At 53.1% G+C, this 22,487-nt stretch carries 16 protein-coding genes; 6 read left to right on the top strand and 10 right to left on the bottom strand.

Annotated features, from left to right (window positions below):
* Positions 1–13: 13 nt before the first annotated feature.
* Entirely contained in the window at positions 14–1,198 is a 1,185-nt protein-coding gene (locus tag G7Y41_RS02055) for a helix-turn-helix domain-containing protein (RefSeq protein ID WP_165316184.1), read from the bottom strand.
* Between the two features lie 502 nt (positions 1,199–1,700).
* On the opposite strand from G7Y41_RS02055, the gene G7Y41_RS02050 reads away from it, so the two are divergent.
* The 5 genes from G7Y41_RS02050 to G7Y41_RS02030 all read left to right on the top strand — a co-directional run bounded on the left by G7Y41_RS02050 (position 1,701) and on the right by G7Y41_RS02030 (position 8,746).
* Positions 1,701–3,071: an MFS transporter gene (locus G7Y41_RS02050; protein ID WP_165316185.1), complete on the top strand. Its 1,371-nt coding sequence runs from the start codon at positions 1,701–1,703 to the stop codon at positions 3,069–3,071.
* A 5-nt stretch (positions 3,072–3,076) separates the two neighbouring features.
* Entirely contained in the window at positions 3,077–3,772 is a 696-nt protein-coding gene (locus G7Y41_RS02045; protein ID WP_165316186.1) for a GDSL-type esterase/lipase family protein, read from the top strand.
* Positions 3,773–3,799: 27 nt separating this feature from the next.
* Positions 3,800–6,085, top strand: coding sequence for a glycoside hydrolase family 3 C-terminal domain-containing protein (locus G7Y41_RS02040; protein WP_165316187.1), 2,286 nt, complete (start codon positions 3,800–3,802; stop codon positions 6,083–6,085).
* Between the two features lie 14 nt (positions 6,086–6,099).
* Positions 6,100–7,410, top strand: coding sequence for a glycoside hydrolase family 1 protein (locus G7Y41_RS02035; protein WP_165316188.1), 1,311 nt, complete (start codon positions 6,100–6,102; stop codon positions 7,408–7,410).
* Positions 7,411–8,173: 763 nt separating this feature from the next.
* Positions 8,174–8,746, top strand: coding sequence for a GNAT family N-acetyltransferase (locus tag G7Y41_RS02030; RefSeq protein WP_165218873.1), 573 nt, complete (start codon positions 8,174–8,176; stop codon positions 8,744–8,746).
* A gap of 67 nt (positions 8,747–8,813) precedes the next feature.
* Here G7Y41_RS02030 and G7Y41_RS02025 read toward each other — a convergent pair whose 3' ends face one another.
* The 8 genes from G7Y41_RS02025 to G7Y41_RS01990 all read right to left on the bottom strand — a co-directional run bounded on the left by G7Y41_RS02025 (position 8,814) and on the right by G7Y41_RS01990 (position 19,731).
* Complete coding sequence (locus G7Y41_RS02025) at positions 8,814–12,488, bottom strand: efflux RND transporter permease subunit (RefSeq protein ID WP_165316189.1); 3,675 nt, start codon at positions 12,486–12,488, stop codon at positions 8,814–8,816.
* A 202-nt stretch (positions 12,489–12,690) separates the two neighbouring features.
* Positions 12,691–13,731 (bottom strand): NAD-dependent epimerase/dehydratase family protein, encoded by a 1,041-nt coding sequence (locus G7Y41_RS02020; RefSeq protein ID WP_165316190.1) that lies wholly within the window; start codon positions 13,729–13,731, stop codon positions 12,691–12,693.
* Positions 13,732–13,880: 149 nt separating this feature from the next.
* A complete protein-coding gene (locus tag G7Y41_RS02015; protein WP_196819534.1) occupies positions 13,881–14,900 on the bottom strand; it encodes a LacI family DNA-binding transcriptional regulator in 1,020 nt (339 codons plus the stop codon).
* Between the two features lie 35 nt (positions 14,901–14,935).
* Positions 14,936–15,817: a dihydrodipicolinate synthase family protein gene (locus G7Y41_RS02010; RefSeq protein WP_165316192.1), complete on the bottom strand. Its 882-nt coding sequence runs from the start codon at positions 15,815–15,817 to the stop codon at positions 14,936–14,938.
* Positions 15,811–16,662 (bottom strand): SDR family oxidoreductase, encoded by an 852-nt coding sequence (locus tag G7Y41_RS02005; protein WP_165316193.1) that lies wholly within the window; start codon positions 16,660–16,662, stop codon positions 15,811–15,813. The genes G7Y41_RS02010 and G7Y41_RS02005 overlap by 7 nt, the downstream gene beginning before the upstream one ends.
* Positions 16,655–18,190 carry a tripartite tricarboxylate transporter permease gene (locus G7Y41_RS02000; protein WP_165316194.1) on the bottom strand — a complete coding sequence of 512 codons (1,536 nt, stop codon included), beginning with the start codon at positions 18,188–18,190 and terminating at the stop codon, positions 16,655–16,657. Before G7Y41_RS02000 ends, G7Y41_RS02005 begins: the two co-directional genes overlap by 8 nt.
* A gap of 1 nt (position 18,191) precedes the next feature.
* The gene (locus tag G7Y41_RS01995) at positions 18,192–18,689 is read right to left on the bottom strand and encodes a tripartite tricarboxylate transporter TctB family protein (RefSeq protein WP_165316195.1); all 498 of its coding nucleotides are present in this window, start codon (positions 18,687–18,689) and stop codon (positions 18,192–18,194) included.
* Between the two features lie 37 nt (positions 18,690–18,726).
* Positions 18,727–19,731 (bottom strand): tripartite tricarboxylate transporter substrate binding protein, encoded by a 1,005-nt coding sequence (locus tag G7Y41_RS01990; RefSeq protein ID WP_165316196.1) that lies wholly within the window; start codon positions 19,729–19,731, stop codon positions 18,727–18,729.
* A 440-nt stretch (positions 19,732–20,171) separates the two neighbouring features.
* Between G7Y41_RS01990 and G7Y41_RS01985 the strand changes: the two genes are divergently transcribed.
* Complete coding sequence (locus G7Y41_RS01985; protein WP_165316197.1) at positions 20,172–20,927, top strand: carboxymuconolactone decarboxylase family protein; 756 nt, start codon at positions 20,172–20,174, stop codon at positions 20,925–20,927.
* Between the two features lie 435 nt (positions 20,928–21,362).
* On the opposite strand, the gene G7Y41_RS01980 is transcribed toward G7Y41_RS01985, so the two are convergent.
* On the bottom strand, positions 21,363–22,067 hold the full coding sequence (locus G7Y41_RS01980) for a hypothetical protein (RefSeq protein WP_165316198.1): 705 nt from the start codon (positions 22,065–22,067) through the stop codon (positions 21,363–21,365).
* Positions 22,068–22,487 lie beyond the last annotated feature (420 nt).

Raw genomic sequence — 22,487 nt, 5'->3', positions numbered from 1 at the left:
GTTCCACCTATTCTTACTTCTTTCGATACTCTAACGGTGTAAGACCTGTGCGCTTTTTAAAAACCGCACTGAAATAACTGGGATTAGAGAAGGAAAGTCGCTCGCTAAGCTCCACAACGGAAACCACACTTCCCTTCAACATAGATTTAGCAACCTCAACTTTCTGTTGATTGATATACTCAACCAAACTTTGACCCATTTCAGCCTTGAAACGCCTGCTGATATAGTTCTCTGCATATCCCACCTCTTGAACAAGATCTCTAATGCGTATGCGTTCGAAAATATGTGTCTCAACATAATCCACACACATCCGCACCAATGGAGAGTACCCCTGATTAGCTTTTGCAAGCCGAACTCGATCAATAAAGGCTCTGTGCATGGCGCCACCAATCTGCCGAACTTCTGCCACAGTTTCCGCAGCTTCAATATTTTGAATAAAATTGTCCGACAAATTTAGGGCTCCTTCTGAAGAAACACCACCCATAATGGCGCCTCGACTACAGAAGACCGAGAGAATGATTACTTCATTTTTTGCCTGGCGCAACGGATCCCCGCCGCCAATGCCGCCCACATGACCAACAGCCAACTCCCGAAGCCCATCGTAACTCCCCTCAACAACGCTTTTGAAGAAGCGTTGTTCACCGAGCCAGGTTCCGTGCCAGCGAGCATCGCCCCAAACAATATCTTCTTCTCGAACAGCGGACTCGTTCCACAAAACAATGGCATCTGACTCTATAACCTCATCGTTTGTGCAGTAGTGCAGCATCCGAGTACAGCTAATAGCGACATTCTCTAAAACGGTAGGGACCTCGCGAACCAACGACAGAAGACGCTCTTCAAAATCGGGTGTAAAGCCAAGTTCTTGAATCCTCTGCCTCCGTTGCTTCTCAGTAACTTCTGAAATAATTATAGGCCCAAGTACATGAACTAGCGGATCTTGCTGATCGTCTACCGATTTTTGATACACGGCAACCCAGACAAAGCCAATTTGATCTGCTGCTATGATAGGCATATCGGACTGAGTGAAATGCTTCCGAATTACGGAACTACAGTCACCAAGCATAAACAGATTAAAGAATAGTTCCTGATCCAAAGAGTTGAAGTACACAAGTTGTCCGTCGACCGTCAGTGTCCACGAACACATCTTGTGCGTATTTAAAAAGGCGTCCTGCAAAAATCTAAGATTCTGATCTTCCACAAGATCAACCTCCTTTGTCCTATTGGGACCATTCACCAATCATGTCAAAGCATAAAAGCCTATTTCCGATCTTTCTAGAGCATTCGACGTCTCCGCCCAACTAACAAGCTCCTCAGAGCTTAACCCTAACGGGTACTAGTTCACAGACAACTGTTCCGATCCACGAGACATGTTCCTCACCACATCTTCTCCGATGTGACAGTCTACTGTTTTGCAGCGAGGAGTAATAAAATTTGCTTTCTCATCAAGTCTCAACATAGAACCCACTCCTCCACTCGATCTGAATATCATCTTTCTGCATTGCAGGCTAACATTCACTACCGAATGACCGCTAGTAAATATCTGCGATATTAACTAATATTCTGCGCAGATTGGTTAACTTACGTCAAGTGGGATGCATTTCGATGTAAATCGCAGAATTTTAATATCATCACCATCGGCTTCAGTGTTAGCATGCTGCGACAACGACGACGGATAGTCGTCAATCTGAGAAGGAACACTCATGGCAAAGAAGCATAAAATCCGCGATCCTTACCGTCTCACAGTTGGCAAACAGTTGGCCTGGTCCGGCCGTGGCATGTCGACTGCTAGCAACGTACTGGTTTTAACTTATGTTACCTATTACTGCACCGATATGCTCGGCATGAATGCGGTTCTTGTTGGAACACTTCTTCTGGCTAGCAAGGTATTTGACGGGTTCACCGATCTGGTCGCTGGTGTTCTGATCGATCGGACCAAAACCCGGCTCGGCAAAGCTCGCCCATATGAATTTTCGATCATCGGAGTGTGGATCTGCACGATCCTGCTCTACTCCTGCCCCGAATTGGGCGATATCGGTAAATCCATCTGGATCTTTACCACCTTCACCTTTATCAATTCGATCTTTGCCACACTCTTGTATGTCTCAGAACCGGTGTATTTGAATCGTGCTTTTAAGTACGAAGATGACCGTAGCAAAGTCGTTGCGATCAATGGCTTCCTTATCACTTTGATGTGCACCGTCGTTTCAGTTATATTCCCAATCCTTATGGGCACATTGGGCACCTCCCGCGGCGGCTGGACAACCATCTCACTCATCACCGGTATTCCTCTTTGTTTGTTAGGCCTCACTCGTTTGATCGGCGTCAAGGAAGTCAACACCGAAGGAGACACGAACGCATATTCACCTAAATTTAAAGATTTTCTTCCCGTATTGAAAAACAAGTACCTGAGAATTCTGTGCGTCGTTTCTATTCTCACTAACATCATTGTCAATAGCAACAGTACCGTAGGTAGCTATTATTTTAAATATATCGTAGGCGACATCAAAAAAATGAGCGTGGTGGGCATACTTGGTCTGCTCACACCTTTCCTTCTTCTGCTCATGCCGAAGCTACTGCAAAAAATCTCCATTCGGACTCTCTTTACGTGGTCCTTTGTTATCGGTTGTATCGGCTGCATCATTCGTTATTTTGCGGGCGCAGATATGTCGATGGTGGTGCTGAGCACCTTGTTGCAAACTGTTGCTGTACTACCTCCTTCTTACTTCACGCTTCTCCTCCTCATTGACATCATGGACTACCAAGAGTGGACAACCGGCTCCCGTACTGAGGGGATGATCTCAGCCGTCGGCAGCTTCTCCAATAAGCTTGGTTCCGGTCTCTCCTCTGGCGGCGTGGGTCTCATCATGGGATTGGCCGGCTTTGATGGAACTGCGGCTGAGATCACCGCTCCTGCTCGCGCTTCGATCGTCGCCCTGTCCAGTTGGATCCCACTGATACTGTTTATCGTCATGATTCTCGGGCTTCGTCTCTTTGACCTCGAAAGCAAGCTGCCTCAGATTCGAGACGAACTTGCTGAACGTCGTGCTTCAAAGACGGACGCGTCATCTTGATGTCGATGAGAGAGGGAGAACAGCTTGCCCAATACACTCAGGTTATTCAGGCGTGGGTGCAGCAAGAAAAACAGCGGAAGCGCGAAAACTTCCGTCGTCTGAATGTCCTCGCAAAGAAGGGACAGATCGTTTTTACTGGTTCCAGCTTGATGGAGCAGTTTCCAATCTACGAGTTTATTCTCAGCGAGAACCTACCCTATACGATTTATAATCGAGGTATTGGTGGATACACTTCACAGGAATTGCTCGATTCCTTAGATGTCTGCATCTATGAGCTCGAGCCAAAAGCAGTTTTCCTGAACATCGGCTCCAATGACATGGATAGCGATAACTATGCTGTATCCAGAATGCTTAACACCTATGAGAGCATTCTGAAAAGTATTGTGTCACATACGCCAAAAGCCAAGTTATACCTACTCGCGTTCTACCCCATCAATCTGGATGCAGGAAGTAGTCCTCATGCCAAGGAGATATGGAGTCACCGCAGCAACGAGCGGATCCATGAAGCCAATCAGGGCATTCTGACGCTAGCACAACGCTATGACGCGACCTTCTTGGATTTGAATGCCGGCCTGACCGATACGGAAGGAAAACTTCGAGCGGAGTTCACCGTCGATGGTGTCCACATGTACGCGGACGGCTATCGGGCTGTTCTGAATCCGCTTCACTCAACACTCCGTGAAATTACAGTCTCACCCTGATACACCCTAAGAAGGGAGAAGCTCCACATGGCACGCGACATTCATGCGCTGATTTCTCAGATGACTTTAGAAGAAAAAGCTAGTCTCTGTTCTGGCTCAGATTTCTGGCATACGCAGCCTATCGAGCGATTGGGAATCCCTGCTGTGATGTTCGCCGATGGTCCACACGGTCTTCGAAAGCAAGGCGATGGTAGGGATGATCATCTCGGCTTGAACGAAAGCATTGAGGCCGTTTGTTTCCCTGCTGCCTGTGCCCTTGCAAGCAGCTTTGACCCAGAACTCGCAAAAAAACTTGGCAGCACATTAGGCCAGGAGTGCCAAGCGGAGGGCCTAGGCGTTCTGCTTGGACCTGCCGTGAACATCAAACGCAGCCCGCTTTGTGGTCGAAATTTTGAATATCTGTCCGAAGACCCTTTTTTGACTGGAAAAATAGCTGCCGCTTACATCGACGGTGTACAGAGCTGGGATGTTGGCACAAGCATAAAACATTTCGCTGCCAACAATCAGGAGTATCGGCGTATGAACTGCTCCTCCGAAGTGGATGAGCGTACGTTGCGAGAGATCTACCTCCCAGCCTTTGAGGAGGCTGTCAAAGCATCGCAGCCACAGACCATCATGTGCAGCTATAACAAGATCAACGGTGTCTACTCAGCCGATAATGAGTGGCTGCTCAGTAAAGTTCTTCGAGAGGAGTGGGGCTTCGAGGGCTATGTAGTAACTGATTGGGGTGCAGTCAATAACCGCGTGCAGGGGGTTCGTGCCGGACTAGATCTGGAAATGCCCTCTTCCGGCGGCGTCAATGATGCAAAGATCGTGGCCGCTATTAAAAACGGAACGTTGGATGAAGCCCTGTTGGATCAAACGGTGGAGCGGATTCTCAAGGTAGTCTTCTCCTATGTTGACCACCGCCATCCCGAAGCAACATTTGACCGGGATGCCGACCACGAAAAAGCCGTGGAAATGGAAACTGAATGTGCTGTGCTACTGGAAAACAACGGTGCATTACCCTTGAAGGCCGGAGCGAAGGTTGCTTACATCGGAGGTTTTGCGCTCACGCCACGCTATCAAGGTGGCGGCTCCAGTCATATCAACGCCAGCAAAGTCATCTCTGCTCTTCAAAGCGCACAGGTAAAGAGGCGAAATGTTATCTATACCGAGGGTTTCCCTTCAGACCGGGATGAGATAGATCCCGACGCTTTTTGTGCCGCTGTAGATGCTGCAAGGGAGGCGGAGGCCGCCGTAGTCTTTGCGGGACTGCCCGACATCGTTGAGGGTGAAAGCTATGACCGGGTCAACATGAAATTGCCTGCCTGCCAGGACCGCTTGATTGCTGCGATTGCCGCTGTGCAACCAAACACCATCGTTGTGCTCCACAACGGAAGTCCCGTCGAATGTCCCTGGGCAGAAGATGTGGCTGCCGTATTGGAGATGTATCTTGGGGGTCAGGGCGTAGGCGAAGCCTGCGACCGCCTACTGTGGGGCGAAGCGAATCCCTGCGGCCGGCTAGCTGAGACATTCCCTCTACGTGTGGAAGACAATCCCAGTTTTTTGAACTTCCCCGGAGATGGGAAAAAGGTCAAATATGCCGAAGGGGTATTCATTGGTTATCGTTACTACGATACCAAAAAGATGCCTGTCCGCTGGGCTTTTGGGCACGGATTGTCCTATACGCAGTTTGAATACAGAGATCTCTGGCTGTCAAGCGATAAAATGGACGATGAGGGAACCGTGCAGGTCAATGTTGTCGTCAGTAATACCGGACCAATAGACGGCAAAGAAGTCGTGCAGTTGTATATCAGCGATAAAACCGGTTGCACAAGCCGTCCTACTAAGGAATTGAAGGGCTTTGCCAAAGTAGCGTTACGGAGCGGAGAAACTAAAACTGTGACGTTAGAGATTACTGCACGCGATCTGAGTTGGTATAATGAGGATATTGACGATTGGTATGCAGCCTCCGGTAAATATGAGGTACTGGTTGGACACGCCAGCGATGATATTCAACTGAGTGGTGAACTACAGTTCACCACTAACAAAATACCACCGATGATTATTGACGGATCTACCACACTAAGTGAACTGATGGATAATCCCAAAACCGCTGCCGCCCTTAGTCAGATCCTAAGAACGACATTTGGCTCTGCCGCCACGGAAAACGCTACCAGCACGGAGTCCAAAGATGCTACTGAGCAAGCAACTATATTTGCAATGCCGCTGAAGACTCTTGCCAACTTCGCTGCGATGGGAGAAGAACAGTATCAGGAAATGCTCAATGGACTTCGTTCAGCTCTACATCAAGGTTCGATCAATCACTGAGAGAAGGTTTTGTCATGCATGAATTTGCCAGTGGATTTTTCATCGGTGCTGCCACCGCCGCACATCAGGTTGAAGGCAACAACATCAACAGCGACTTCTGGGCACAGGAGCAGATGGTTCACACCAGTTACGTTGAACCCTCCCTGGATGCCGTGGATCACTACAACCGTTACGAAGAAGATATTCAGCTGATGGCCACGGCTGGACTAAACGCCTATCGTTTCTCCATCGAGTGGGCTCGGATTGAGCCACAGGAGGGAGCTTTTGACGCGGATGCCGTACAACATTACCGGGATGTGATTGCCTCCTGCAAGGCCAACGGCCTGGAGCCAGTTATCACACTCCACCATTTTTCCAGCCCAAAGTGGCTGATTTCCAAAGGTGGTTGGGAGGCAGAAACAACGCCCAGTGATTTTGCTCGTTATGTCCGCTACGTTATGGAGAAGTTGGGCAGTGAGTTAAGGTACGTCTGCACTCTCAACGAAGCCAATATGGGCATCCAGGTAGCCGCTATTTCCCGCCAGATCATTGCCCAACTTACCAAAGCACAGGCCACCGGAACTACGTCTGACAGTCAGGTCCAGATGGGCTTGAACATCGAGAAAATGATTGCTAATCAGGCGGAAATGGCCGAGGAAAATAAGAGAGTGTTTGGGGTTGCCGATCCGCAGTGCTTTACCAGCCCAAGAACCTCTCGCGGCGATGAACTGGTGATGGAAGCTCACCGAGCTGCCCGCGCTGTCATTCGGGAAGTCTGCCCTCATATCAAGGTTGGTCTTACCCTGAGTCTGCACGATATCCAGGCACTTCCCGGAGGCGAAGGATCTGCACAGACGGAATGGAATGAAGAATTCACGCATTATCTTCCATCCATCGCAGATGACGATTTCCTGGGTGTTCAGAACTACACCCGTAATCGCCACGACCACAACGGTAGTATGACCACTCCCGACGGAGCGGAGTTGACACAGATGGATTACGAATACTATCCGCAGGGTCTAGAGAATGTTCTTCGCAGGGTTGCACAAGACTTCCACGGAGATCTCATCGTCACAGAGAACGGCATTGCCACCTCTGATGATACTCGCAGGGTCGCATTTATTGAGACCGCCCTGGCAGGCGTTCGAAAGTGCATAGCCGATGGTCTTCCTATTAAAGGCTATTTCTGCTGGAGTCTGCTCGATAATTTTGAATGGCAGAAAGGTTTCTCCATGCAGTTCGGTTTGATCGCTGTAGACAGATCCACACAAAAACGTCTTCCGAAGCCTAGCCTCTCTTATCTGGGCAGCTACTGTGGCACAACAGATGAGAAAAAACTCGATTGAATACCTCCAGGCCACCTATTCCTAAACAGGAGACAACCCAAAACATGCGGGTTACAGAAGACAGGCTCCTCGCCTGCGAGGGTACAGATGGGTTTTCATTCTTCGATTTCGAGGAGACTTCGGTGGGGCTGGCACTGGTAGCGGGGTAGATCGAAGAATGCAAGGAGGTCAAGCACGCGTCCGTTATCGCAATGGCGTCACAGGTTACTTCCTCGGCGATGGCAGCCTTTTGCCAGTAGAAGCGTCCGGCGTGACGGCCTCAAGCCAGGCGCACCTGGCTTGAGGCCGTCTGCTGGCAAAGACCGAACAGTTTGGACTCAAAACGTTGTCCGATAACCTCCGAACCGTGGTTGTCGAAGTAGCAGAAACTTGTTAAATCAGGGCCTATGTCAGCAGTGTCAAACACGTCGAAGTCTTCCAGATGAGGAGCGTGAGAATCTCTTCCTTCAATGAGTTCACCCGCTCAACCACCCACCACGCCACATCCCCGGCCAGTACGACCTCACCCCTTAGTTACGAATAGTCTTTTTTCACACCACACGAGGAACAAATATCGGATTATTAAGTCTAATTCAAAACGCTAAAAATTCTCTAACCGCATCTGATATTCATCTAATGAAGAAAGTGTAGGCATGAAAGTATCAGATTTTGGCTAATATATCCTTGATAAATACACTCCCCCGTGTACCTGTCGTTGGCCTTCCCCTGCCAATCTCACACACCAAGGGTCGCGACCTGAGCACAGACCCCATATGCTCAACCTATGTCGAAAGCGAAGAGAACCATCCTGCGTCCGCGCCCCGTCCGATGGGATCGGAGTTCACAGACCCGTCAGGTTCATGCCCTCTACACCAAGGCCTTCCCTGTTTCTGAACAAGCACCCCTGCCCCTTCTCCACGTCAATGCGCTTCGTCGATCATGCAATTTCTTCGCGTGGTGCGAAGAGGAAGACCCGACGCAGGTGAGGGGGTTGAGCTATTCATTCGCAGCACCCGACCTGGTTTACCTCGGGTATCTCGCCGTTGATGAGGAATTACGGGGACAGGGTTTCGGTTCCCAGATCCTCAACGCTTTCCAACGCGTCTACCCTGAACGCACACAGATCCTTGAAATCGAACCCGTTGACGAAAGTTCGTCCAATTACGAGCAGCGTCGACGTCGCCTGGCTTTCTATGAGAAAAACGGTTTCAGACCGACATCTTTGATGACACACGAGGCGAAGGAATCCTATTCGGTACTCACCAGGAACGGGTCGATCACGAAGACACGACTCCAGGAGGCGTTGAACGAGTTCGGACTATGGATCGTGCGGACCCGGGTCACAGACGAAAGCTGAAGAATTCCCGCTTCGTCCTCGTCCCCGGAGGGTTCACCCAGAAAAGGCGCACTCGCTCCAAGGACGGTTAGTGTAGGGAGCGGCGACGTCCTCGTCCCCCAACGAAACGATCAAGACAGGCCAGCAACGCCGGTAAAACGAAAACAATGAGTGAGATCGCGGTAAACGCTCCGATGGAAATTGTTCGACATATCTGCCCGACGGTTGGATTGTCGAAAAGGAAACCGAGGATCCCCGTGATCACCACCATGATTGCGCCGGACGTTGCGATCGTGTGAATCGACCCGTCATACGCTTCAGCAAGGGAGCGAGAAATCCCCATCGACGTGCGGTTTTGTCGGTAGTACGTGGTCAGGACAATTCCATAGTCAATCGTCGCGCCCATGAGGAGACATTGAACCATCAACTGGGCGAGGTAGTAGTTGTTATACCCCTGCAATCCAATAACGGTTGTTGTCATAAATACGCCGCACTGGACAAGAAGCACCAAAAGAAGCGGAACCGACAACGAGAAGAACGCCACGGCAACAACAACGAAAATCGATGCCGCAGTGAGCCCCGTAATGAGGAGATTTTCATTCGGGAAAGATGCGGCGAGCTCGTCAATCATCGCGGATTGTCCAACGAGGTGGCATTCCCCGGAGAATTCTTCGTCACAAGTGTGGAGAATCGACCGAATAAATTCCGTTGTCTCAGGGGACTCCAGAGGAAGAATCGTTGTGATGACAAGGCGTGACCAGTGCTGACCCACAAGGTTTGCCAGATTGTCAACAAGCGTCTGATGCTGCCGAGCAATATCCTTGCGCGTTGAAGTATCAATCATTCCTGACAAACGCGAGTCGTCGAGAACGTCCGTGGCAAGGACATCAAAGAATTCGTTGAGTGACATCGTCCAGGACTCATCGAAATCCTCAAGCATCCCCGCGACGAGATACGCTGCGGCAATATCATGTGCCGTGGTCCTCGGATTGGCAAAGGCAAGCAGTGATGCCATGTCATCCGCCGAATAAGGGGTGTCTGCGATAACCGCGTTGACCAGAGCATGAGCGCCCCGAATATGACGTTCTTGTTCGTCGGTGAACTGACCGGCCGCCGCAGGAGATGCCAGGACAGTGGTGACCATGTAATCCAGGAAGCCCTCTACCGACATGGTCCATCCGCTCGTGTCTCCATGTTCGGCAACGTAAACCAGATAGGCCGCCCGCGTCTGTCCTGCATCGATCCCCAAAAGCGCGGCCATCTCCGCCGGTGTCAGGCTGGCACCAGACACGGCGGTGTCAATGATTGCTGCCGCGACGTCAAGATCCTCTAGTCGTGCTGTCGGAGCGTATTCCGGGTGGTCAATGAGGAAATGGACGAGGGTCTGCGGACTCACCTCCCACGTCGACGCATCCTCGTCAAAACGCGAGTAGGCGTAGATTGTCGCAACATCTCGCGGATTCAATCCGACGATCGGAGCCAATTGCGCCGGGGTCAAGGCGCGTCCATCTCGCGCTGTGTTGATTATTTGACGCAAGCTCTCCAGTTGCGCCACCTGCACCGGTGAGAACGATTGGGCCGCATCCGACGACGGGTTAGCCAGAACGGTGTTACAAAGGAAAGTGACGAAGTCTGCGGGGGTAGAGGCAAGGGACGAGGACGGATCTGCGCCTTCGGACTGCGCTTTGGCCGCGAGGACCGCACCGACCTGATCGGCGGGCAGACTCAAGAGTTTTGCGAGCGCGAAAGAGTCAGCCGGTGTCGTCATCGCGGTCGTATCGGTGAATGTCGCAAGTGTTTTCAGCTGTTCACGCTGCTTCGCATCGATTGCCGAGGCGAAGAACGGATCTGCCGTAACCTCGGAATTCATCACCTCCACGAATTGAGGGAGCGTCATCGTCGACGCATCGTAGATGCCGGAATCCGCCATGTACACCATCGCGGCGTATGCGATGGCCGTGGGGTCTTCGTCGAGAATCTGCGCAAGATTGTGAGGATCGGTGCGACGCGTCATCTTCCCCACGTTGGTGAATGTGCGTAGCTGGCTGAGTTGACCGATCGTTTCGGCGGAAAACTGTCCCGAATAGTCGGGATTTCGCGCAAGTTCATCGGTGATGAAACGGGTGAAGGTTGCCAGTTTCATTGTTCCCGGATCACCTTGACCACCGCCGATGACCGATGCGAGCAGAACGCGACGCACCTGCGCTGCATCAATTTTGAGGAAGGACGCAAGGTCGGAGATCGACAGCTGCTCGGTGAGTGCCTCCCTATCGGCAAATCGCCGGATCTCAGAGATATTCTTCGTCAGGTCTCCAGCTAAGCGGGTGGAAAAGTCAGGATGTTTCGCCAGGTCTGATGCGAGGAAGGTCAAGAACTCACCGGCTGACATGGTGCGACGCCCGTCTTCCCCGTGGCCCAGGTAGTACACCATTTTCACCGTCGATGTGTTGAGGGTTCCCGTGTCGTCAACAGTGGCGAGGAACTGCGTCATGTCCTCAACGGTGCGCTGGCGACCAAGCGTCGTTGAGTATGCGTCTACGGTCCTCACCCCGGCGTGGTCTTCCAGTGTGTCAGCGAGTGCGGCGGCGGCCGCTTCGTCCTCGTGACGATAAACGAGGACGAGCGGGTTCGTCTTGGGGAACACCTGGGCGATCGGATCTTTCTTGTCCAGGGTGTAGGCGATCGGAGTCCCCATGCTGAGGATCAGCGAGCCGACGAAAAGGACAACGAATCCACCGGTGATGAACCAGCGGAATCGGTATTCGAATCCTGCGATCCGTCGAAGGTTGATGTGCAATGCGGGTTTGCTGGAGGCCACGATCCATCGATCGCACCCCAGGATCAGCGTCGGAAGGACGGTGAACACGCAGAGCATCGAGAAGAAGACGCCTTTCGCCAGGGCAATTCCCAGGTCAGCGCCGATGAGGAGCGACATGAAGCACAGCATGAGCAGCCCGACGATCGTCGTCATCGACGCGGAAGTAATAGCAGAGAAGGATTGCCGGATGGCGGTGATCATGGCGTCGGAATGAGTGGGGTTTTTCGCTCGTTCCTGACGGTAGCGGTTTGCCAGGATGATCGAGTAGTCCATTGAGAGGACGAGCTGAAGGATGGCTCCGATCGTGAACGTGATATCGGCGATGGATCCTCGGATAATGTGTGTTCCCAGATTGAGAACGATGGCCATTCCGATAGTCAGGAAGAAGAGGATGGGTTCGATCCATGAGTGGCACATCGCGAAAAGGATGGCAGCGAGCAGGGCAATGGCCACGAGGACGATCCAGAGGGGAAGTTCACTTGTTGGTGACGGGTTGTCGCTGCGTACCTCCACGGACACGTCGCTAAAAGCGTCGCTTGTCAGGGCGCGTTCGATCGCCAATTCCTCGGTGGACCCGTAGCCGGCGGTGGTGTGGAGTACGTAGAGAGCGTGTTCATCCGTGTTGTAGTCAGGTGAGTCGCGCAGGTATTCGACCTTTGAGACGTGGTCGAGTGCCTTGAGTCGCGTTCGCATCGCGTCGCGTTTGTCCTGGGAGAGTCCACTGACCATCACGCGAATTGTGTTGTCTTGCGTCTCGGCGGGAAATTCCTCGTCGATGATCGCAATTCCTTGCTTCATGGATGAGCTGTGGGGAAGGTATTTAGCCATGTCCGAGATGACACCAACCCGAGGGATGGCGAACGCGCACGCAATCGTCAGGGCGACCATTATCGCCGTGATAATGACCCGCCCTGTAACGAGAAACTTCGCGATGCGATCGAGCACTGAACGATTCCTTCGTTGACCTGCAGCGATACCTTACCCGTATGTCGAGACGAGAGCTCTCTTCCACCCTACACACTTTTCTGCGAGGGAATGTGACAAATCTTATACATTAGTTCGGGTTAGTGGCGTGCTGGGTGGCCAAAAAGCACCACGCTACCTCCATACTCACCTCACACTGGCTCAGTAGTGCGCTGGGGGCCTGTCAGCGAGAGGTAGCGGGGCGAGGAAGGAGGCGCCGCCACTCAACTGATTCCAGGAGACCCCGGCGCTCTCCCCCAAGATAGGCGACCGTATCTTCAACAGACTGTCGGAGCGGCCGAGGGATGAATCCCAGTTCACGCGTGGCCGCGTCGTGGGTGAAGCGGCCGTTGGTTCCCAATGTGTGAATCGCGTACCGCGTGAATAACGGTTGAGTATTCAACACTCGGGCGACGCCCTCGGCAATTGGGGCACAGGCTGTCGCGAGCACTCGCGGCATCGCCGGAACCCGGCTACGGTCGACCATTTCGAGCACCTCAGACACCTGCGCATAATGACCCGACAGGAGATATGTTCCCCCGTCACGTCCCATTGTTGTGGCGTTAATGCAGCCCTGCGCAACGTCTCGAACATCAACAAAGTCGTAGCCACCGCGTACAGCAAACGGCAGATGTCCTCGTCTACGCAGATCAATCATGTGAACAAGATGATTTCCTCCTCGGTCATAGGGACCGAGAATTCCGGAGGGATGAACGACGAGGATCTCTGTTCCTTTCCCCACGTGATCAAGCACCATCTGCGTGGCCACTGCTTTGCTTTTCGCGTAGTCCCCAACGACGAGGTCGGGGTCAAAATGGGTAACTTCGCGGATGATCGAGGACGGATCCTGCGGTTCCGGGATCGCGTGAACTGACGAGACGTGGACGATTCGACGAATCCCCTGGCGGATCGCCGCCTCGATGACGTTTCGGGTGCCGTCGACGTTCACGTGATAGAGAGCTCTCTTGGACACTCCTCCAATCGAGATGAGCCCCACCGTGTGGATGAGCACGGCGTTCTCCCCGGTGATGCCAGAGAAGAATGGTTTTAACGAATCCGGGTTGGTGACATCTCCTGTGACCACGTCGACCGAAGGAAAACGCGGGGAACGCTGGTGCGGAAGAACAAGGGAACGGACCCGACTCCCGCTTCGCGCGAGGAAACGAACAATCGTCGAACCGAGATGTCCGGCCCCACCGGTGACAAGATACGTCGTTGTTCCCACGCGTCAAGTTTCACATCGGAAGCTGGGAGACTCCGGGGAATATGCGGAGAAAACACTCGTAAAGTTGCTCGAATCTTGGCCCTGGCGAGCCATAGTGTCCACACAAGGTATACCGCCTCGTGAGGAATTCCTGGGCGGTAAAATAGACCTCAGCTCGCTGAAAAATCAGATTCCGCGCCTAACTCAGCGCGCTCTTCGATAAGGTCCTCGGCGCTGGTCAGATTCCAGTTGACCGTCGTTGCATAAATAATTCGCTCAGGTGCTTCTTTCGATCCGTGGATACGTTCAAGCAGACGTGTAGCTGCGCCGGAACCGATCTGCCGTGCCGGCAAGTGGGCAACCTGAATTGTCGGCAAGTCCGCCAGCATGTACGGGACCGAACCGAAGGCCAAAATGCCAAAATTTCGGTGAGAATTTCCGGAAATTACTGCCTGGATCACGCCAACAGACAGGAGGTTATTGGCAACAAAAACGGCATCCGTATCCGGATACTTTTCAATAAGCTCATTGAAAGCGCGTCGGCCCGCAGCTACTGTGTACGCCGCGCGCACAACACGCTGCGCATGTGACTCATCCACTCGTTCACTGACTGCGCGCATCCATCCGGCGACGCGGTGATCCGCTGTCTCAACGCCGACAGGTCCAGAAATGCACGCAACGTGATGGTAACCCACGTCGAAGAGCCGGTTCGTGCAGTCATAACCTTCTTGTTCGTTCGCAATAAGGAAACAATCTATGTCCAAGCCGTTGCCGCTGCGGTCAACCGCAACGACGCTGATGTCGGCGTGAAGCAACCCCTGAATACGTGTGGGATCGTGCGACGGAACAGTAATGACGCCTGCCATTTGCTCGGCGATGATCGTCTGAAAGCACCGAAGCTCTTCATCAGAGCCGGGAACGACCTCAAAGAGAACCAGGGAATATCCCGCTTCAACAACCGTCCGCTGCACGGCGCTTGCCATCGCGATAAAGAATGGATTCGACAGATCAGGGATGCACAGAGCGATCAAGCGGGAATTTCGAGTTCGTAGGGCGGTGGCGAGCCGACTGGGAACGTATCCGAGAGCCTTGGTTGCCTCGCGAACACGTTCTTCCAAGTCGGCTCGCACCTTGGTGCCATTGAGAACCCGAGAGACTGTTGCAGGCGATACTGCTGCGGCTTTCGCCACGTCATAGATCGTCGGGTTCACCGTTCAATCACCGCCTAGAGGAATGAAACATCCACCTCGGACAGGAGCCGAACGGACGCATCATTGGGGATATTTGGAAGAGGACCGCGAACACCTCCGCAGTCGATACCCTGGGACTTAAGCACCATTTTGGTACTCGCAACAATATCATCACGCAGCAACGCGTCAATGTTGTTATTGACACGTCGTTGATATTCGCGCGCTGCATTGATGTCACCAGCTTGAACGGCGTCCCACATTCCACGGAACAGCTTTGCTTGAAAGTTCGCTGATGTCGAAACAATACCGGATGTCCCCAAAGAGAAACCGGCCATTGCACATTCATCAAGACCACCAAAAATCAACTTTTCGGGGTGGTACGCCGTCATCCGCTCCAACCGATACATGTTCATCGAGGTGTGTTTGATGCCAATAATCTTCGGATTCTCAAACAGTGCATCAACCGCGCTCGATGAAAGCTCAAAACCAACGGCATGAGGAATGTTGTAGATCAACACCGGAAGATCCGTCGCCGACGCAACCGCATGGTAATGTTCAACGATGCCCTTCTCCGATAGCGTGTAGTAGATCGGTGGGATCAAGGAAATAGCCTGAGCACCCGCATCTGCTGCGCCTCGTGCCAGTTCTTGCGTCTGGGCCGTACCAATTGCACCGATGTGCGCAATGACGGGCACCCGGCCACGTACGCAATCGACAACACTGCGTGTGAATTCGGTCCGGTCGCGCTCGTTAAGCAAGAGCCCCTCACCTGTTGTGCCACCGACGTAAAACCCTTCGACACCAGATGCCAGCTCCCAATCAATAAGGCGAGGAATCACGGAGCGTTTCAGCACGCCGTCCTCGTTCATTGGGGTCACAAGGGCGGAGTAGATCCGTCCGGCGAGATCCGTTACCACGCTGTCCACCCACCGTCAACGATCAGGTTCGATCCGGTCATGTAACGCGAGGCATCAGACGCGAGGAACAGCAGGGCACCGTTGTATTCGTCAGCCTGAGCCATGCGCTTGATCGGGATACGTGAGGTGTAGTTGTGCTGGAATGTTGCATCCTGAGTATCGCGCCATACCCCGGACGGAGTCAGGGTATTCACCCGGATTCCGTTGGCACCCCAGTACGTTGCACAGTAGCGAGTCAGGTTATAGATTCCAGATTTTGCTGCCGAATAAGCAACCGGCTTGATGAAAGGAACACCGGTCTGTTCTTCCTTATAGGCGTAGATATCTTGGATTGGCGAAACCATTCCGTAGATGGAACCGACGTTGATGATCGATCCTTCGACACCCGCGGCGCGCATCCGCTTACCTGCTGCCTGGCACATCAGAAAAGTCCCGGTGAGGTTTGTTTCAACAACCTCACGGAATACTTCTTCAGGGAAGTCCTCAAATGGTCCCGACACCTCTGGCGGTGCGGAAGGTTGAGTATCGATTCCCGCATTGTTGACAACGATACGGATTGGGCCGAGGTCCTTTTCGATGCTATCAAGTGCTGTTTCAATGGATTCTTTAGAGGTGATATCCAGAGCGTACGAGCGGATTGTTCCCGCAAACTCACCGGGGAAGGTCTGGGCAATTCTCTCCTCGGATGCGGAGCGTGAGCAGACGGCAACGTGAGCACCTCGAGAAGCCAGCGCCCGCACGAATTCCTGCCCGATTTGACCGAAGCCGCCAGTCACAACCGCAGTGCGGCCCGAGACATCAAACAGCGGGTCATTTCCTGTCAGATGAGTGATGTTTTCAGACATTTTCAACCTCTTTTTTCGTCAGTTGTGTTTCAAGTGTTTCGACTGATTGCGCCTTCTTCTGATTACGCCACAGGTAGAACAGCGAAGCAGCAATCAACGCCCAGAAAATCAGCGAGGCCGGGCGCGTGAAGAAGACCGTCCAGTTGCCGTTTTCGATGGTCATTGCGCGACGGAAGTTTGTTTCTGCCATAGGGCCGAGAATCATGCCGAGGATCAACGGCGAAGGCGAGTATCCGTGTGTCACCATGAGGTATCCAAAGCATCCGAAGAAAATGGCAACAAATACATCGAAGAGCCGGTTGTTGATCGAGTAGGCACCAACCAGGCACAGGATCGTGATCAGTGGAATCAGGTACGAGTTCGGGATTCTCACAACGTTGACGAAGAGTCTGGCGGCAACCAACCCAATAAGCAACATCACGATGTTCGCAATGAGGAAGCTCGCGAAAACCGTGTAGACGAGGTGCGCGTTCGGGCCTTGGAAGAGTTGGGGTCCGGGGGTCAATCCTTGGATGAGCAGACCGCCGAGAAGGACTGCGGTGGCAGCTTCACCTGGGATACCCAGCGTGAACATCGGGATCATTGCGCCGCCAACAACGCCGTTGTTTGCAGATTCCGATGCAGCAACACCGACTGGGTTTCCTTTGCCGAATGGGATACGACCTCGGCCACTTTGCTTGGCCAACGAGTATGAGAGGAATGCTCCAATATCGGTTCCCGTGCCAGGAATTGCACCAATTGCTGAGCCAACGAGTCCGCCTCGGAGAATGGACGGCATCGAATCCTTGATGTCTTGTTTTTCGGGCAATTGGAACTTCCCGATGCTGACGTGCTCTTTGAGAGAGGTGGATTCCTTGAGCATAACGAGGACCTGGCTCAGTCCGAAAACACCAATGAGCACGGGGATCAGTGAGATGCCGCCGTAGAGTTCGTTGCTGCCATACGTCAGACGGAGCTGGCCCGAAATTGGGTCGAGGCCGATGATGCCGATCACCAGGCCGATAAGTCCTGCCGCGTAACCTTTGAGCAGTGACTTACCAGAGACCGCAGAAATGATGGTGAGACCGTAGATTGCCAGAACGAAGAATTCTGGAGCTTGGAAATTCAGAGCGAGTTTTGCGATAACCGGCGCCAGAAACACCATGAGCAGGCCGGAAATCGTGCCGCCGATACACGAGGCGATCATTGCCATCGTGAGGCTCTGCGAGGCGCGTCCGTTGCGGGTCATGGGATAGCCGTCAAGCGCGGTTGCAGCAGAGGCTGGAGTTCCAGGAACGTTGAGCAGAATCGCAGGGATGGAGCCGCCGGCGATACCGCCGGCAAAAATTCCCATCATTGTTGCGATGCCCAGACTTGGTTCCATGAGGAATGTGAAGGGCAAGAACAGCGCCATCGCCATCGTCGCGGTCAGCCCGGGCAGAGCACCGACGATCATGCCTCCAAAGACACCGCCAGCAATACCTACCAAAATCATCGGATCGGAGAAGACTCCGCCAAATCCGGCAAGAATGTTGGTCAAAATATCCATGTCATGCTCCCAGCATCAGATCGACGGGGCTTGCCGGCAACGGAACGTTGAGGTAGCGAGAGAACAACAGCAGAACTACCCATGTCACAATCAGCGAGAAGATCGCTGATTTCCACCATGCGGTGGTGCCTGACAAAAGACTCAATCCAAAAAGGACGATCGAGAAGGTCACGAAGAATCCGATGAGCGGCATCAGAATCCCCACGAGAATCAGCAGTACGATTCCACCGAGAACTCGCCAATTTCGGATAGCATCTGGTTCGTTCTGATCTTCCCATTTTCCGCGAAATACTTGGATTAACATTCCGCCTGCTACCAGCAGCAAGAGCACCGAAAGCACCGTCGGTACCGCGGCCGGTCCGGGCTCGTTTCCGACCCCGGCTTTGTATCCGTGTGCATCGATCGCAATCAGCACCGTAAGCACGACGAACGCTAGCGCGAGGAAGATATCAAGCGCGCCCTTTTTTATGACTGTGATCAGTCTTGATTGGTCCTTCATCAGGCAACCACCTTGTGGTTCATCTCAGTCGTTGACGTTATTTCTTCTGCGCTTCGATCAGCTCGGAGTAGAGCTCCTTTGCGTTCCCGAAGAATGTTTGGAACTCATCGGTTTCGAGGACCTTGATTCCGAAGGAGTTTGATTCCATGACATCAATGAATCCCTTGTCCTTCGCCATCTTGACGAATGCTTCATTGAGGGTCTTAACCATTGCGGGATCCATGCCGGCAGGTCCGGCGATTCCACGGAAAGTCCCGGTGACAATGTCGTGGCCTTCAGACTTGAAGGTCGGGATGTTCGGAAGTGCCTTAAGCTGCTCTTCGGAGGCGATTGCCAGCACGCGCATCTCGCCGGCTTCAACCTGTGAACGAACCTCGCCAATTGAGTAGGTCATCGCGTCAAGTGTGCCACCGAGAATGGCCTGGACCGCGGTCGATGCGCCGTCGTAGGGGACGTGGGTGAATTCAACGCCGGCGGCCTCTTCAATCGCGGTGGTCGCGAGGTCCCATGCAAGTCCGGGGCCTGCGTTTCCAATGGTGATCTTGCCGGGGTTTGCCTTGGCATCTGCGAGGAACTCTTCAAGGTTTGCCCACGGCGCATCTGCTTTGACCGCAAGTGCCATAGGGTCTTCGTTGAACATCGTAATGAGGGTGAAGTCTTCAAGTCCGAAGTCGTAAAGTCCCTGTTCCTGCATGAAGCCGATTTCTGGTGAAACCACGGTCAGGGTGTAGCCGTCTGGCTTTGTTGAGTGGGCAATTTCGCCCCAGCCAATTGCACCTGACGAACCCGGCTTGTTGACGACATTGATGTTTGTCCCCAGGTATTCTTTCGCGTTTTGGACAAGGGCACGAGCCTGGACATCGGTACCACCGCCGGCGCTCCATGCGACAACGAGGTCGATGGGCTTCGTCGGGTAGTCGCTTTCAGCTGCTGAAGCATTCGATTGTCCTGAACTGCCGTTGTTCGTTTGGGTGACGCATCCGCTGAGCGCGAGGACCGCAAGGGTTCCTGCTGCAACTGCGGCGAAGATCCGATTTTTCACGTGTGCTCCTCTGTGTCTGCGAAGAGGCATCGTTGCGCCCTTCGCTGAGATGGTGAACGGCCCGTGTGCTGCGATGCGCGCGGACCATCCGTCTAGGTACTGCGAAGCAGATTCTGTCAGATATCGATTTCTAAATTCAAGAAATCGATATCTGAGACGGATATTGTGACCCAAACGATATCTTCTGAATGGTCCTTCCCATCTCACCAACGACACAAGAGGCTGCTGCTTAGGGGCATCTCACCTCCGGACAGTAACCTGCGAACACTGTGCGCAATGACCCAATAAACAGGGCGATACCACCGCACGTTCAGCGCACACCGTGTCGATCTACATGAGAGCGTCAAAGCAGTCTTACCCATGAGAGCGTCTTTACCCTTCTTCGGTAACTGCCTAAAATTGGCTGCGCGTAAACACCGCACAAGAAAAGAGAAGAAACTATGGCAGACAAGATCGTGCAGACAGCGGGACGTCAGCAGCTGGGGGCCTTTGCTCCCCTGTTTGCCCACCTCAATGATGACGTTCTCTTCGGAGAGGTCTGGAACGAGGAAGCCCTCGACGTCAAAACGAAGTGCATTCTCACAATCACATCTCTCATTACCTCGGGAATCACCGATTCCTCCCTGAAGTACCATTTTGCAAACGCGAAGGCGCACGGGCTTACCAAGAAAGAGGCCGCCGCCATCATCACGCACGTCACGATGTATGCGGGATGGCCGAAAGGCTGGGCTGCATTCAGGGTGGCGCAAGAGGTATGGAACGAGGACGAGTCGGCTGATGGAAGCAAAGACACGTATCAGCGTTCAGTCATCTTCCCGATCGGGGAACCTAACCCCTACGGTGAGTACTTTGTTGGCCAGAGCTACCTCGCACCCGTAGCCACCGAACAAGTGCCAATACATCACGTCACCTTCGAGCCTCGCTGCCGCAACAACTGGCACATTCATCACGCCGACGAGGGCGGTGGGCAGATCCTCATTTGTGTTGGAGGACGCGGTTACTACCAAGAGTGGGGACATGAACCTGTGGAGATGACACCGGGTGACTGCATTGAAATCCCCGCTGGCGTCAAGCACTGGCACGGCGCAGCCCCAGATTCATGGTTCTCACATCTCGCCATCGAATCCCCAGGCAGCAACACCTCCAACGAGTGGCTCGAACCCGTTTCAGATAGCGATTACTCCACGTTGAAGTAGCTATTCCACATCCTTCACGAGGATGGTGGCCCGGGCTTCTGCGCCACAGAAAAGGTAGTCTCACAATGCGAGGGTGTTGTTCCCATTATTTCTGCAACATTATGGAATACACGTTCGCACATCGGAATCTCTGCGATACGCGTGTAGCTGGAGAAAGCTGCCTGCTTCGTAACTTGGCATCCCCAAAGCACTCTCGTCGTACTTGACTTCAATGATGTTGAGACAGCCACCGCAGTCGATATATCAGAAGACTCCTGAAGTACCCCAGGGATCATTTCTTGACGTGCCATTCCGATAGTGGCAGCCATCAGGAGAAAACAAAAGATCAGTCCCCGCCCGAGTTTACGGACGGGGACTGATCGGTTACGAACGGCGGGGACTAGGCCCCTGCGTATTCGCAAAGTGCAGCGCTACATGCGCACCGCAGGCAACGTGTCAGCCGAGGCGACGACGAAGCACCACGGTGGCGCCACCAGCAGCACCAAGAGCAACGGCACCAGCTGCAATTGCAATCACAGCAGACGAACCGGTCTTTGCCAGGCCCTGGGCCTTGCCAGCCATCTTCTTGCCATCCATCTTGCCTGCCTTGGCAGCGGGCTTCTTCTCAGAAGGCATCGGCTTGGCTTCTTCAGCCTTGACCTTGGAGCATTCCTCGCCCGGATCCTCACCGTTGATGATCTTGTTCATGCGATCAAGCTTGCAGTTGTCAAGGAGGTCCTTGTTAACAACCGGATCATCAGCCTCACCATTAATGATCTTGTTCAAGTGATCAAGCTTGTTCTTGTCGAGGAGGTCCTTGTTGATCACCGGATCATCAGCCTCACCATTGACAACCTTGTTCAGGTGATCAAGCTTGTCTTTGTTGAGGAGATCCCTGTTGATGACAGGAGCCTCAGCCTCACCGTTGACAACCGAGTTCAGGCGATCCAGCTTCTCCTTGTCGATGAGTGGCTTGACAACCGGTTCCGGTGCCGGGGTAGCAGCCGGAGGTTCAGTGGTGGTCGCACCCGGCTGAGTGGTGGTAGCCGGGTCGACCGCCGGAGCCGTCGGACCCTCTTCGGCGAAGGCAGCGGGGACAGCCAGGGCACCCAGAAGTGCCACGGCTGCGCCGACTGACGCAATACGTGTACGGACAGACATTGTTGTTCTCCTAACAGGATGGGAACTAGCTCAAGACGGGATGCCATGAACTACTACACTGTGTGACTTGAGAATAGGACACCCCCCCCCGGCGCGCAACCCCCTTGATAAATTTCCTTTCCAAAACACCCCGTTACTTAGTTGACGAGTCGCCATTCTTGTGGTTTTAGGGGGTAGCAAACGTGTGAGCTCAACAGTCCCGGCGTGATTGCTTGCCTCTGTCTATTGCCTGTTCAGCGGGGTATTGTCATCGAGATTGGACCGGAACACCCACGATAACGAATCAGGGGTGCGGCACTAGATCATTAGATTCCGGTCACAAAAGTGGTGTCGGACGTATGTGTTTGTCTTCAGGCAAGCGAAAAAGAATCCAGGCTTTCATCTCAAATATTAAGACAATCAAACGCCTAGGAAACTCAG

It is taken from the genome of Schaalia sp. ZJ405 (genome assembly GCF_011038885.2).
Taxonomy (GTDB): Bacteria; Actinomycetota; Actinomycetes; order Actinomycetales; family Actinomycetaceae; genus Pauljensenia.
This window is presented reverse-complemented; position numbering and strand designations above follow the sequence as displayed.

What these genes read in the sequence shown, in the direction of transcription:
- G7Y41_RS01995 (WP_165316195.1), bottom strand. Translation starts at nt 18,689, where the DNA reads ATGAAGGACCAATCAAGACTGATCACAGTCATAAAAAAGGGCGCGCTT.
- G7Y41_RS02040 (WP_165316187.1), top strand. Translation starts at nt 3,800, where the DNA reads ATGGCACGCGACATTCATGCGCTGATTTCTCAGATGACTTTAGAAGAA.
- G7Y41_RS02035 (WP_165316188.1), top strand. Translation starts at nt 6,100, where the DNA reads ATGCATGAATTTGCCAGTGGATTTTTCATCGGTGCTGCCACCGCCGCA.
- G7Y41_RS02050 (WP_165316185.1), top strand. Translation starts at nt 1,701, where the DNA reads ATGGCAAAGAAGCATAAAATCCGCGATCCTTACCGTCTCACAGTTGGC.
- G7Y41_RS02030 (WP_165218873.1), top strand. Translation starts at nt 8,174, where the DNA reads ATGTCGAAAGCGAAGAGAACCATCCTGCGTCCGCGCCCCGTCCGATGG.
- G7Y41_RS01985 (WP_165316197.1), top strand. Translation starts at nt 20,172, where the DNA reads ATGGCAGACAAGATCGTGCAGACAGCGGGACGTCAGCAGCTGGGGGCC.
- G7Y41_RS01980 (WP_165316198.1), bottom strand. Translation starts at nt 22,067, where the DNA reads ATGTCTGTCCGTACACGTATTGCGTCAGTCGGCGCAGCCGTGGCACTT.
- G7Y41_RS02045 (WP_165316186.1), top strand. Translation starts at nt 3,077, where the DNA reads ATGAGAGAGGGAGAACAGCTTGCCCAATACACTCAGGTTATTCAGGCG.
- G7Y41_RS02000 (WP_165316194.1), bottom strand. Translation starts at nt 18,190, where the DNA reads ATGGATATTTTGACCAACATTCTTGCCGGATTTGGCGGAGTCTTCTCC.
- G7Y41_RS02005 (WP_165316193.1), bottom strand. Translation starts at nt 16,662, where the DNA reads ATGTCTGAAAACATCACTCATCTGACAGGAAATGACCCGCTGTTTGAT.